The organism is Pseudomonas sp. AN-B15 (assembly GCF_019056475.1).
GTDB lineage: Bacteria > Pseudomonadota > Gammaproteobacteria > Pseudomonadales > Pseudomonadaceae > Aquipseudomonas > Aquipseudomonas parakoreensis.
The window spans coordinates 2,375,997-2,388,364 of record NZ_CP049737.1 but is presented as its reverse complement, the minus strand read 5'-3'; the positions used below and the strand labels follow the sequence as shown (position 1 = coordinate 2,388,364).

Here is a 12,368-nt window from a genome sequence, read left to right as displayed (position 1 = left end):
AGGCCTCACTCCCCCCTGTAGGAGCTGTCGAGTGAAACGAGGCTGCGATCTCTTGATCTTGCTTGTAAAGATCAAGAGATCGCAGCGTGCCGCAGCTCCTACATGGATTCGCACTATGACCGATAGCAGCAGGCGGACAGTTATTCCCGCGCAATCGGTGTGTGCAACTTGGGTTTCGCGGCTGCCTTCATAAAGCTTTATCATGGCCGCAGTTTTGCTGATCGAGTCCGTCATGAAGTTCGCCATTGCGCTGTTTTCCGCCGCCCATGCGCCCTCCTCGCGCCGTGCCCTGCTGTTTGCTCAGGCGGCGCTGGCTGGTGGACATGAGATTGTCCGGTTGTTTTTCTATCAGGACGGCGTCTACAACGCCTCCGACGCGGCGGTCACCCCGCAGGACGAACTGGACCTGCCCAAACAGTGGCGTGCGTTCATCACCGAGCAACAACTGGACGGCGTGGTATGCATTGCCGCCGCCCTGCGTCGTGGCGTACTGAATGACGAAGAGGCCAGGCGTTATCAGCGTGATGCCGTTGCGGTCAGCGCACCGTGGGAGTTGTCCGGCCTCGGCCAGTTGCACGATGCAGTGCAGGACGCCGATCGACTGATCTGTTTCGGAGGTGCGTGAGATGGCCAAATCCCTGTTGATCATCAGCCGCCAGTCGCCATGGTCCGGCCCCGGCGCCCGCGAGGCGCTGGACATCGTGCTGGCCGGCGGCGCGTTCGATCTGCCGATCGGCCTGCTGTTTCTCGATGACGGCGTACTGCAACTGGCCGCCGGACAGAACGCCAAGGCCCTGCAACAGAAAGACCTGAGCGCCAACCTGCAGGCGCTGCCGATGTTCGGTGTCGAAGAACTGTTCTACTGCACCGACAGCGCCAGCGCCCGTGGCCTGAGCACGCTGTCGCTGGACGAAGCGCAGCCGCTCGGCGCCAGCGAAATCACCGCCCTTATTGACCGTTACGACCAGGTGATCACCCTCTGATGTCGACTTTGCATGTGTTGTCTCATTCCCCGTTCGGCGACGAACGCCTGAACAGTTGCCTGCGCGTGATCGGCGCTGCCGACGCCTTGCTGTTGTCCGGTGACGCGGTGTATGCCCTGCAACCCGGCACCGCGCCATTCGCCACGCTGAACGAGCGCCGGGTCAAGCTGTTCGCCCTCGCCGAAGACCTGCAGGCCCGCGCCATCGTTGCTCCCGACTGGGCCGAGGCCATCGACTATCCAGCGTTCGTCGAACTGTCGATCCACCACGACAAGGTCAACAGCTGGCTATGAATTCGATGACTGTAGGCGCCCGCGCCATCGAACTCGACAAGGACGGCTTTCTGGTCGACCTCGATGACTGGTCCCATGACGTCGCCAGCGCCCTTGCCGCTGCCGAGGACATCGAACTGACTGCCGAACACTGGGAAATCCTCGAACTGCTGCGCAGCTTCTACGCGGAATTTCAGCTATCGCCAGCCACCCGTCCATTGATCAAATACACCGCACTCCAACTCGGCCCGGACAAAGGCAACAGCCTGCACCTGAACCGATTGTTCAAAGGCACCCCTGCCAAACTCGCCGCGAAACTGGCGGGCCTGCCCAAACCGACGAATTGCCTATGACCGACTTTCCAGCGCTGACCCTCGAAACGCCCGCCGAGCACCCGTTCGCGCAATTCGTGCGAATCCTCGGCAAGGGCAAACGCGGCGCCCGCGACCTGACCCGTGAAGAGGCCCGGGAAGCCATGGGCATGGTGCTCGACGACAAGGTCGAAGACACCCAGCTCGGAGCCTTTCTGATGCTGCTGCGGCACAAGGAAGAAAGCGCCGAGGAAATGGCCGGTTTCACCGAGGCCCTGCGCGAGCGCCTGGCAGCGCCAACGCTGAATGTCGATCTGGACTGGCCGACCTATGCCGGCAAGAAGCGCCACCTGCCGTGGTACCTGCTGGCGGCCAAGTGTCTGGCGCAAAACGGCGTGCGCATCTTCATGCACGGCGGCGGCGCGCATACCGCCGGGCGTCTGTACACCGAACAACTGCTTGGCGAGCTGAACATCCCGCTGTGCCGCACGTGGCAGCAGGTGGGCAACGCGCTGGACAACGGCGGCCTGGCGTTCATGCCGCTGATGGACTGGGCGCCGCAGTTGCAGAAGATGATCGACCTGCGCAACACCATGGGCCTGCGCTCGCCGATCCATTCGCTGGCACGGATCCTCAATCCGCTGCGCGCCCGTTGTGGCCTGCAAAGTATTTTCCACCCGGGCTATCAAGCGGTGCACCGTGAGGCCAGCGGTCTGCTTGGCGACACGGCGATCGTCGTCAAGGGCGATGGCGGCGAGATCGAGATCAACCCGGATGCCGACAGCCATCTGTACGGCACCAAGGGCGGCGAGAGCTGGGACGAAGAATGGCCGCAACTGTCGAGCCAGCGCCACGTCAAACCGGCCTCGCTGGACGTTGAACATCTCAAAGCGGTGTGGCGTGGCGACGTGGTCGACAGCTATCCGCAAATGGCCCTGATCTCGACCATGGCCCTGGCCCTGCGTGGTCTCGGTCAAAGCCGCGAGCAAGCCTTTGAAACCGCCGAGCAATACTGGGCCGCGCGCAACAAATCGATTTAACCGATCATAGACGCCCGATCTTTGCGCTTTTTGTTCGAACTCATCGGAATAGACTCGGCTCCAACGCTTATTGGATTCAGGAGTCTTGATCATGGGTTTACTCGTCGATGGCCACTGGCAGGACAAGTGGTATGAAAGCAGCAAGGACGGCGCCTTCCAGCGCGAACAGGCGCAACGTCGCCACTGGGTCACCGCTGACGGCCAGCCCGGGCCAAGCGGTGAAGGCGGTTTCGCCGCCGAAGCCGGGCGCTATCATCTCTATGTATCGCTCGCCTGCCCGTGGGCGCACCGCACGTTGATCCTGCGCAAGCTCAAAGGCCTGGAAAGCCTGATCGACGTGTCCGTGGTCAGCTGGCTGATGCTGGAAAACGGCTGGACCTTCGACAAGGCCTTGGGCTCGACCGGCGACAAACTTGATAATTTCGCCTTCATGCACCAGCGCTACACCGCCGACACCCCGGATTACACTGGGCGCGTCACGGTGCCGGTGTTGTGGGACAAGAAACTCAAGCGCATTGTCAGCAATGAGTCGGCGGAAATCATCCGCATGTTCAACAGCGCCTTCGATGGCTTGACCGGTAACGAGCTGGACTTCTACCCGGCACCGTTACGTGGCGAGATTGATGCACTGAACGAGCGGATTTATCCGGCGGTGAACAACGGCGTGTATCGCGCCGGCTTCGCCACCTCGCAACAGGCTTATGAACAGGCCTTCGATGAAGTGTTTGCCGAGCTGGATCATCTGGAGCGAATACTGGGCGCCAATCGTTACCTGACCGGTGAATACCTGACCGAAGCCGACGTGCGTCTGTTCACCACGATGATTCGCTTCGATGCGGTGTACCACGGGCACTTCAAGTGCAATCTGCGGCGAATTGCCGATTATCCGAACCTGTCGAACTGGCTGCGTGAGCTGTACCAGTGGCCGGGGATTGGCGAGACCGTGGATTTGCAGCACATCAAGAACCACTACTACGGCAGCCACAAGACCATCAATCCCACGGGGATTGTGCCGAAGGGGCCAGAGCAGGATTTCAGTGTGGCGCATGACCGGGAGCGCCTGAATGCGAAAGGGGTTTGGTTGAAGGGCTAACAGCAAAAGCAAAAGATCGCAGCCTGCGGCAGCTCCTACAGGGAACGCATTCTCATGTAGGAGCTGCCGCAGGCTGCGATCTTTTTGCTTTGACTCAAACTTGCGCCTGAGCCCCTTCGAACCACGCCAGCTTCTCGCGCAGCTGCACCACTTCACCGACGATCACCAGCGTCGGCGCATGCACTTCATGCTCCGCCACCAGGCGCGGCAGGTCCGCCAGCGTCCCGGTAAAGACCCGCTGATTGACCGTGGTGCCCTGCTGGATCAACGCTGCAGGGGTGTCCGCGCGGCGACCGTGCTTGATCAACTGCTCGCAGATCACCGGCAAGCCCACCAGGCCCATGTAGAACACCAGCGTCTGCGCCGGGGCGACGAGGTCGGCCCACGGCAGGTCGGTGGAGCCGTCTTTCAGGTGACCGGTGACGAAGCGCACCGACTGCGCGTAATCGCGATGGGTCAACGGAATTCCGGCATACGCCGCGCAACCGCTGGCCGCCGTGATCCCCGGCACCACCTGGAACGGAATGCCATGGGCCGCCAGCTCTTCGATCTCTTCACCGCCGCGACCGAAGATGAACGGGTCACCGCCCTTCAAGCGCACCACCCGCTTACCGGCCTTGGCCAGGTCCACCAGTTGCTGGTTGATCTGGTCCTGCGGTACCGCATGGTCGGAGCGACGCTTGCCGACGTAGACACGCTCGGCATCGCGACGGCACAGCTCAAGAATCGCCGGCGCGACCAAGCGGTCGTACAGCACCACGTCAGCTTGCTGCATCAAACGCAGTGCGCGGAAGGTCAGCAGATCCGGATCACCCGGCCCGGCGCCCACCAGATACACCTCACCGGTGGTGATGTCCGCCTCGCCATCAATCTTGGCCTGCAACAGACGCTCGGCCTCGGCGCCCTGCCCGGCCAGTTGCCGGTCGGCAATGGGGCCCTGGAACACGTCTTCCCAGAACCCGCGACGCTGCTGCACATCGGGAAACAGATTTTTCACCTGATTGCGAAAACGTGCGGCAAGACCGGCCAACTGGCCGTAAGTCGAAGGAATCCAGGTTTCGATCTTGGCGCGAATCAGCCGCGCCAGCACTGGCGCATCGCCGCCGCTGGACACCGCGATGATCAGCGGCGAGCGATCGACCATCGCCGGGAATATCACGCTGCACAACTGCGGCGCGTCAACCACATTGACCGGCACGCAACGCCGATGGGCATCGCTGGAGACCTGGGCGTTGAGCGTTTCATCGTCGGTGGCGGCGATGATCAGGCCGCAGCCGTCCAGATCCGCTTCCACATAACCACGCAGCAGGCATTCACCACCGCTGGCAGTGACCAGTTCGCGCAGTTGCGCTTCGATTTCAGGTGCGACCACCCGCAGCAGCGCACCGGCATCGGCCAGCAGGCGGGATTTGCGCAAGGCAATTTCCCCCCCACCGACCACCAACACACGACTGCCGCGCAGGTTGTGAAACAGCGGCAGATATTTCATTTAGCCGATGACCTCAAGGCCACCCATGTACGGTTTCAGTACGTCCGGCACGCGGATCGAACCGTCGGCCTGCTGGTAGTTTTCCAGCACGGCAACCAGAGTACGACCGACCGCCAGGCCGGAACCGTTCAGGGTATGTACCAGCTCAGGCTTGCCGGTTTCCGGGTTACGGAAACGCGCTTGCATACGGCGGGCCTGGAAGTCGCCGCAGTTGGAGCACGAGGAAATTTCGCGGTACTTGTCCTGGCTTGGAATCCACACTTCCAGGTCGTAGGTCTTCACGGCGCTGAAGCCCATGTCGCCGGTGCACAGCGCCAGGGTGCGATAAGGCAGACCCAGCAGCTGCAGGACTTTTTCGGCGTTGGCGGTCAAGCCTTCCAGCGCTTCCATCGAAGTCGACGGCTCGACGATCTGGACCATCTCGACTTTGTCGAACTGGTGCTGACGGATCATCCCGCGAGTGTCACGACCCGATGCGCCGGCTTCGCTGCGGAAGCACGGGGTGTGCGCGACGAACTTGATCGGCAGCAGTTTCGAATCGACGATTTCACCGGCCACGATGTTGGTCAGCGACACTTCGGCAGTCGGGATCAGGTATAGATCGGCTTCGCCTTCGCGGGCGATCTTGAACAGGTCTTCTTCGAACTTCGGCAGTTGACCGGTACCTTGCAGCGCCGGGGCCTGAACCAGATAAGGCGTGTAGGCCTCTTCGTAGCCATGCTCGTTGACGTGCAGGTTGATCATGAACTGTGCCAGGGCGCGATGCAGGCGAGCAATCGGGCCACGCAGCAAGGCGAAACGGGCGCCAGAGAGCTTGGCGGCGGTTTCAAAGTCCAGCCAGCCGAACTTCTCGCCCAGCGCGACGTGGTCTTTCACTTCGAAATCGAAAGCAGTCGGCGTGCCCCAGCGGCGCACTTCAACGTTGTCGTCTTCGTCTTTGCCGACCGGTACCGATTCGTGCGGCAGGTTGGGGATACCCAGCAGGATCGAGTCCAGTTCGGTCTGGATCGCGTCCAGCTCGACTTTACCGGCACTCAGCTCGCCCGCCATGCGCTCGACGTCCGCCATCAGCGGCGCGATGTCTTCGCCGCGCTGCTTGGCCTGACCGATGGATTTGGAACGCGCGTTACGCTCAGCCTGCAGTGCTTCGGTGCGGGTCTGGACGGTCTTGCGCTGTTCTTCCAGCGCTTCGATGCGCGCGGTATCCAGGGCAAAGCCACGGGAAGCCAGGCGGTCCGCTACGTCCTGAAGGTTGCTACGTAACAGTTTGGAATCGAGCATGTCGGTTTCTCGTTATCAAAGTTTGGTCAGGGACAGGCCGGCCCACGTCGCGAGCAGCCCGCCGAATACGCTGATCGCCGCATAGCCCAGGGCCAGCGGCACTTGCCCGCTTTCCAGCAGGCGCACCGTATCCAGTGAAAAGGATGAAAAAGTCGTCAGCCCCCCGAGGAAGCCGACCATCAACCCGGCGCGCACCTCGATCGGCACCTCCGGGCGTATCAAAAACAGGCCGTACAACACGCCAATCAGCAGACAGCCCACGATATTAACGGCCAGCGTCGCGGTATAGAAGTGCCGCGGCCAATTGGCGTTGACCCAGTTAGCGGTGGCGAAGCGCAACAGGGTGCCGGCAATTCCGCCGACGGAGACCGCAACAATCAATGGAAGCACTATTTTCTCCGCTGTCTTGGGCTTAAACGGTCGAGTTGCGCGAGGTGGTTGAGCTTCTCGCCGATCTTCAATTCCAGGCCACGGGGCACCGGTTGATAGAACGGGATCGGCTCAAGCTCTTCCGGGAAATAGTCTTCACCGGCAGCGTAGGCATCGGGCTCGTCGTGGGCGTAGCGGTATTCGTCGCCATAGCCCAATTGCTTCATCAGTTTGGTCGGCGCATTGCGCAAGTGCAGCGGCACTTCCAGCGAACCGTACTCGGCAGCCGCGCGCAGCGCGGTCTTGAAGCCCATGTACACCGCGTTGCTTTTCGGCGCACAGGCGAGATAGGTGATGGCCTGGGCCACCGCCAGTTCGCCTTCCGGGCTACCAAGACGCTCCTGCACTTCCCACGCCGCCAGGCACAGGCTCAGCGCGCGCGGATCGGCATTGCCGATGTCTTCGCTGGCCATGCGCACCACGCGTCGCGCCAGGTACAACGGATCGCAACCGCCATCGATCATCCGCGCAAACCAGTACAGCGCGCCATCAGGGTTGGAACCGCGTACCGATTTGTGCAGCGCGGAGATCTGGTCGTAGAACGCTTCGCCGCCCTTGTCGAAGCGCCGTCGGGTGTCGCCGAGCAGGCTTTGCAGCAGCTCGGTGCCCATTTCGCTGTTGTCTTCGGCCAGGTCCGAGGCGTTCTCCAGCAGATTGAGCAGGCGCCGGCCATCGCCATCGGCGGCCGACAGCAGCATCTGGAAGCCTTCATCGCTGAGGGTCAGGTTGCGCTTGCCCAGGCCACGCTCTTCGGTGAGTGCGCGGTGCACCAGTTTGCGCAGTGCTGTCTCGTCGAGGCTTTTCAGCACATAGACGCGAGCCCGCGACAACAGCGCGTTGTTCAATTCAAACGAAGGGTTTTCAGTGGTGGCGCCGATGAAAATCAGCGTGCCGTCTTCAACGTAGGGCAGGAAGGCATCCTGCTGCGATTTGTTGAAGCGGTGCACTTCATCGACGAACAGAATCGTGCGCTTGCCGTACTGGCCGGCCTGCTGCTTGGCGATTTCCACCGCCTGACGGATTTCCTTGACCCCGGCGAGCACTGCCGAGACCGTTTCGAAATGTGCGTCCGAGACTTCCGCGAGCAAGCGCGCCAGGGTGGTCTTGCCCACACCCGGCGGCCCCCAGAAGATCATCGAATGCAGGGCACCCTGCTCCAGCGCCTCACGCAGAGGCTTGCCGCGAGCGAGCACGTGCTCCTGACCGACGTACTCATCCAGATTGGTCGCGCGCAAACGCGCGGCCAGCGGCTGGGCAATCGGTGCACTGCGAAACAGATCCATCACGTAGCGTTGAAACCTCTGATTGTCTGAAACCGGTTGGAATACCTGTGGACACCTGTTGGTGACCCTGTGGCGAGGGGATTTATCCCCGATGGACTACGCAGCAGTCACCTTTTTTGGGGCTGCTTTGCAGCCCATCGGGGATAAATCCCCTCGCCACAAAAGCTCCAGGCCACAAGAACCCGACCCGGGATCCGGGGTTTATTCCTGGATAACGTCAGCACCCTTCGGGATGTCGAACTTGAACTTCGACGCCGGCACCGCTTCGTTGGCCTTGACCCCGGTGAACAGAATGTTGGTGCGCTGGCCGACGCTGTCGATCAGTTGCATGTCATTCACCAGGCCGTTGCGGAACGACAGACGCAGACTGTCGAACAGGGTGTCCTTGGTCTTCGGCTTGAGGGTGAAGTCGATCACGCCGCCCGCCTCTTTGGCACTGATCTCAAAGCTCTGGCTGATCTTTGACACGTCACCGGAGAGCAGCAGCGCCGGGGTCTGAGTCAGACGCTCGTCGAGCTTCTTGATGGTCGCCTGCTCCAGATCCGGGTCCCACAGGGTGACCTTCTTGCCGTCGGAAACCATGGTCTGCTCGTTTGGCGCTTCGGTGTGCCAGTAGAACAGGCCCGGACGCTGCAGGACCATATCACCGCGAGTTTCCTGCAACTGGGTGCCGCTGCCGTCGAGGGTCAGCTGGGAGAAGTTCGCGGTCAGGGTTTTCGATGTTTCCAGCAATTGAGTCAGACGCGCCACGTCCTTGTCATCGGCGTGGGCCGTGAGCGTGGTCAGCGCCAGTACTGGCAACAGCATGCGGATAAGACGCATGGGAGTCCTCTTGAATACTCGTTGGGAGAGCGGCGGCACATCATTGTCCCGCCTCTTGCTTGGCAATCAGTCGCGCACCGGGCCGGGGGCCAGAACTTCACGCGAACCGTTGGTGTTCATTGAGGTGACGACCCCGGCCATTTCCATGGCTTCGATCATGCGCGCGGCGCGGTTGTAACCGATCTTCAGCTTGCGCTGTACCGCAGAAATCGACGCCCGGCGGCTTTCCAGCACGAACTGCACGGCTTCGTCGTAGAGCGCGTCGGTCTCGGCATCATCACCGTCGCCACCACCGCTGCTGCCTTCAAAGCCGCTGCCCGCCTCTTCGACACCGTTGAGGATGTCATCGTTGTATTCCGGTGCGCCACGCAGTTTCCACGCTTCCACCACGCGGTGTACTTCATCGTCGGAAACGAACGCGCCGTGTACCCGGATCGGCAGGCTGGTGCCCGGCGGCATGTAGAGCATGTCGCCGTGACCGAGCAGTTGCTCGGCACCGCCCTGATCGATGATGGTCCGCGAGTCGATCTTGCTCGACACCTGGAACGCCATACGGGTCGGAATGTTGGCTTTGATCAGACCGGTGATCACGTCCACAGAAGGACGCTGGGTCGCGAGGATCAAGTGGATACCGGCGGCACGTGCCTTCTGCGCGATACGGGCGATCAGTTCTTCGACCTTCTTGCCGACGATCATCATCATGTCGGCGAATTCGTCGACCACCACAACGATGGTCGGCAGCTTCTGCAGCAATGGCGCTTCGTCGTGAATGCTTTCGCGCTTGTACAGCGGGTCGGTCAACGGCTCGCCGGCGTCCTGGGCTTCCTTGACCTTGGCATTGAAGCCCGAAAGGTTACGCACGCCCATCTTCGCCATCAGCTTGTATCGGCGCTCCATCTCGGCAACGCTCCAGCGCAGGGCGTTGGCGGCGTCCTTCATGTCGGTCACTACCGGGCACAGCAGGTGCGGAATGCCTTCGTAGATCGACAGCTCGAGCATTTTCGGGTCGATCATGATCAGTTTGGCGTCGTCCGGGCCGGACTTGAACAGGATCGACAGGATCATCGCGTTCACGCCCACCGACTTACCGGAACCGGTGGTACCGGCCACCAGCAGGTGCGGCATCTTGGCCAGGTCGGTGATGACCGGTTTGCCGCCAATGTCGTGGCCCAGGGCCAGAGTGACCGGCGACTTGAAGTTGTCGTACTCGGGGGTCGACAGCACTTCGGAGAAACGCACGATCTGCCGGTCTTCGTTGGGAATTTCGATACCGACCGTGGTCTTGCCCGGAATCACCTCGACCACGCGCACGCTGGTCACCGCCAGCGAACGTGCGAGGTCTTTGGCCAGGTTGGCGATGCGGCTGACCTTGACGCCAGCGGCAGGCTGGATTTCGTAACGGGTAATCACCGGGCCCGGATGGATCGAATCCACGGTGACTTCGACGCCGAACTCCTTGAGCTTGATCTCCAGCAAGTGGCCGACGGCAGCCAGGGATTCCGGCGAATAATTGAGTTGTTTCTTTTCCGCCGGATCGAGAATCGAGATCGGCGGCAAAGTACCTTCCACGGCGCTGTCGACGAACAACGGCACCTGTTTCTCTTTCTGCACGCGCTTGCTTGGCTCCGGTGCTTTGACCGGCGCCGGGGCGATGACCGGCGGCACCTGCTTCTCGCGATCCGACATGTGCTTGCTCAAGGCCTGCTCGCGCTCGATCAGGCGCTCCTTGACCTTGGCCTGTTCACGTTTGTCGGTGACGGTCGGCGCCACGACGTCGTGGACGCGGTCATCAACCTCACGCAGCTGCGCGACCAGTTGCTTGCGCTCGGTACGGGCCGACCACCAGCGGTTGATCGCGCCCTGAAACAGTTCGAACAGGTCGAGGGTGATCTTGCCGGTGACGTCCATCACCTTGAACCACGACAGGTCGGTGAACACCGTCAGGCCAAACAGGAACAACGCGATGAACAGCAGCGTGCTGCCCTGGATATTCAGCGCGTTGCGCGCCAGATCACCGAGACTTTCGCCCAGCGCCCCACCCGCACCCGCCGGCAGACCGGTGGCAGCATGGAAATGGATATGCGCCAGCGCAGCGCCGGACAGTACCAGGAACACCAGACCGATCAGGCGCCAGGAGAACAGCCAGCCGCTCCACTGCCACGGCTCGTGACGCTGACGGAAGATCTGATAGGCCTTGACCGCGAGCAGCAGCGGGAAAATATATGCGAAATAACCCAGCACCATGAACAGGATATCGGCGCTGTAGGAGCCGGCCGGGCCGCCGAAGTTCTGCACGTCGTCGATCTTGCTGTTGTGGCTCCAGCCCGGATCGTCCTTGCCGTAGGTCAGCAGGGCCATCATCAGGAACAGGCACAAGGCACCGATGGCGATCAATGCACCTTCCTTGAGCCGGTAGTGCAATTGCTGGCGCCAGAGCGGAACGACTGTTTTTGGTGCTGCGGTGGATTTCTTCAAAACGCTTCTTTTCCTGCGCCCAAGGCGCGTCCATCTATTGAATGACGATAAAAAACTGCCCAATCCAGGCAGGTAAAAAAGTGAACCGGCGCATCTGAGACTACTTTTAACACTGTGCCGCAGCTTTTATAAACACAGCTATAAACACAGCGCTCTACAAATATTCTGTAACAGCCCGGCATTGTACGGGTTTGTACGGCTGATGCCATGCTTCAAACCCCATAGCTGAGCATAGCCAACCGCACAAATCCTGCGGTTCAATTTGAGCATGCATTGTCTTTTGTGACAAAGGCTTATGAGGTGTATTTGATGAACGCAGCGAAGCATTCACGCCTGATCATTCCTGGCTCCGGCCCTGCCGGCTACAGCGCCGCCGTATACGCCGCCCGCGCCAACCTCAAACCGGTGGTCATTACCGGCTTGCAGGCGGGTGGTCAGCTCACCACCGTCGAAGGCGACAATTGGCCCGGCGACGTCGAAGGCCTCACCGGCCCGGTACTGATGGAGCGCATGCAGAGACACGCCGAACGCTTTGCCACCGAGATCGTTTACGACCACATCCACACCGCCAAGTTGCAGCAGCGCCCGTTCGAGCTCATCGGCGACAGCGGCACTTATACCTGCGACGCCCTGATCATCGCCACCGGCGCTTCGGCGCAGTATCCGGGACTGCCCTCGGAAGAAACCGTCGCGAGCAAAGGGGGTCGGCTCGTGCGACCTGTGACGGCTTTTTCTACCGCAATCAGGTGGCCGCCGTAGCGGACGGCGACAACACTGCCGTCAAGGAAGCCGTGTACCTGTCGAACATTGCGAAGTATCTGGACGACATTCCTGTCATTTAACGGCACACTTTATCGCGGGCCTCGGGCCCGCACCGCCCTCCCCTTCTG

12 protein-coding genes and 1 pseudogene are annotated in these 12,368 nt (G+C 61.2%); 7 read left to right on the top strand and 6 right to left on the bottom strand.

Going from position 1 to position 12,368, the window contains the following annotated elements; genetic code table 11:
* Positions 1-232: 232 nt before the first annotated feature.
* The 6 genes from tusD to GTQ41_RS10715 all read left to right on the top strand — a co-directional run bounded on the left by tusD (position 233) and on the right by GTQ41_RS10715 (position 3,699).
* Positions 233-625, top strand: coding sequence for a sulfurtransferase complex subunit TusD (gene tusD / locus GTQ41_RS10740; protein ID WP_047295124.1), 393 nt, complete (start codon positions 233-235; stop codon positions 623-625).
* A 1-nt stretch (position 626) separates the two neighbouring features.
* Positions 627-983, top strand: a complete 357-nt coding sequence (gene tusC / locus GTQ41_RS10735) for a sulfurtransferase complex subunit TusC (RefSeq protein ID WP_047295096.1) — start codon at positions 627-629, stop codon at positions 981-983.
* Complete coding sequence (gene tusB, locus GTQ41_RS10730; RefSeq protein WP_047295098.1) at positions 983-1,276, top strand: sulfurtransferase complex subunit TusB; 294 nt, start codon at positions 983-985, stop codon at positions 1,274-1,276. The genes tusC and tusB overlap by 1 nt, the downstream gene beginning before the upstream one ends.
* Positions 1,273-1,608, top strand: coding sequence for a TusE/DsrC/DsvC family sulfur relay protein (locus tag GTQ41_RS10725; protein ID WP_047295099.1), 336 nt, complete (start codon positions 1,273-1,275; stop codon positions 1,606-1,608). Before tusB ends, GTQ41_RS10725 begins: the two co-directional genes overlap by 4 nt.
* On the top strand, positions 1,605-2,606 hold the full coding sequence (locus tag GTQ41_RS10720; RefSeq protein ID WP_047295101.1) for a glycosyl transferase family protein: 1,002 nt from the start codon (positions 1,605-1,607) through the stop codon (positions 2,604-2,606). The genes GTQ41_RS10725 and GTQ41_RS10720 overlap by 4 nt, the downstream gene beginning before the upstream one ends.
* A gap of 91 nt (positions 2,607-2,697) precedes the next feature.
* On the top strand, positions 2,698-3,699 hold the full coding sequence (locus tag GTQ41_RS10715) for a glutathione S-transferase family protein (protein ID WP_047295103.1): 1,002 nt from the start codon (positions 2,698-2,700) through the stop codon (positions 3,697-3,699).
* Positions 3,700-3,793: 94 nt separating this feature from the next.
* On the opposite strand, the gene cysG is transcribed toward GTQ41_RS10715, so the two are convergent.
* From cysG to GTQ41_RS10685, 6 genes are all read right to left on the bottom strand, one after another.
* Complete coding sequence (gene cysG, locus GTQ41_RS10710; protein ID WP_217325495.1) at positions 3,794-5,188, bottom strand: siroheme synthase CysG; 1,395 nt, start codon at positions 5,186-5,188, stop codon at positions 3,794-3,796.
* Positions 5,189-6,469, bottom strand: coding sequence for a serine--tRNA ligase (serS, locus tag GTQ41_RS10705; protein WP_007908080.1), 1,281 nt, complete (start codon positions 6,467-6,469; stop codon positions 5,189-5,191). It abuts the gene before it with no gap.
* Between the two features lie 15 nt (positions 6,470-6,484).
* Positions 6,485-6,859: a fluoride efflux transporter CrcB gene (crcB, locus tag GTQ41_RS10700; protein ID WP_041074221.1), complete on the bottom strand. Its 375-nt coding sequence runs from the start codon at positions 6,857-6,859 to the stop codon at positions 6,485-6,487.
* Entirely contained in the window at positions 6,859-8,181 is a 1,323-nt protein-coding gene (locus GTQ41_RS10695; protein ID WP_003223849.1) for a replication-associated recombination protein A, read from the bottom strand. Before GTQ41_RS10695 ends, crcB begins: the two co-directional genes overlap by 1 nt.
* A 201-nt stretch (positions 8,182-8,382) precedes the next feature.
* Complete coding sequence (lolA, locus tag GTQ41_RS10690) at positions 8,383-9,003, bottom strand: outer membrane lipoprotein chaperone LolA (RefSeq protein WP_041074219.1); 621 nt, start codon at positions 9,001-9,003, stop codon at positions 8,383-8,385.
* 66 nt (positions 9,004-9,069) lie between these two features.
* A complete protein-coding gene (locus GTQ41_RS10685) occupies positions 9,070-11,478 on the bottom strand; it encodes a DNA translocase FtsK (RefSeq protein WP_080963292.1) in 2,409 nt (802 codons plus the stop codon).
* A gap of 309 nt (positions 11,479-11,787) precedes the next feature.
* Here GTQ41_RS10685 and GTQ41_RS10680 point away from each other — a divergent pair.
* Positions 11,788-12,293, top strand: a pseudogene (locus tag GTQ41_RS10680) (FAD-dependent oxidoreductase); the annotation flags it as partial.
* Between the last annotated feature and the right edge of the window lie 75 nt (positions 12,294-12,368).

Bases quoted from the DNA above. Each gene is read 5' to 3' on its own strand.
- tusD (WP_047295124.1), top strand. From the start codon at position 233: ATGAAGTTCGCCATTGCGCTGTTTTCCGCCGCCCATGCGCCCTCCTCG.
- tusC (WP_047295096.1), top strand. From the start codon at position 627: ATGGCCAAATCCCTGTTGATCATCAGCCGCCAGTCGCCATGGTCCGGC.
- tusB (WP_047295098.1), top strand. From the start codon at position 983: ATGTCGACTTTGCATGTGTTGTCTCATTCCCCGTTCGGCGACGAACGC.
- GTQ41_RS10725 (WP_047295099.1), top strand. From the start codon at position 1,273: ATGAATTCGATGACTGTAGGCGCCCGCGCCATCGAACTCGACAAGGAC.
- GTQ41_RS10720 (WP_047295101.1), top strand. From the start codon at position 1,605: ATGACCGACTTTCCAGCGCTGACCCTCGAAACGCCCGCCGAGCACCCG.
- GTQ41_RS10715 (WP_047295103.1), top strand. From the start codon at position 2,698: ATGGGTTTACTCGTCGATGGCCACTGGCAGGACAAGTGGTATGAAAGC.
- cysG (WP_217325495.1), bottom strand. From the start codon at position 5,188: ATGAAATATCTGCCGCTGTTTCACAACCTGCGCGGCAGTCGTGTGTTG.
- serS (WP_007908080.1), bottom strand. From the start codon at position 6,469: ATGCTCGATTCCAAACTGTTACGTAGCAACCTTCAGGACGTAGCGGAC.
- GTQ41_RS10695 (WP_003223849.1), bottom strand. From the start codon at position 8,181: ATGGATCTGTTTCGCAGTGCACCGATTGCCCAGCCGCTGGCCGCGCGT.
- lolA (WP_041074219.1), bottom strand. From the start codon at position 9,003: ATGCGTCTTATCCGCATGCTGTTGCCAGTACTGGCGCTGACCACGCTC.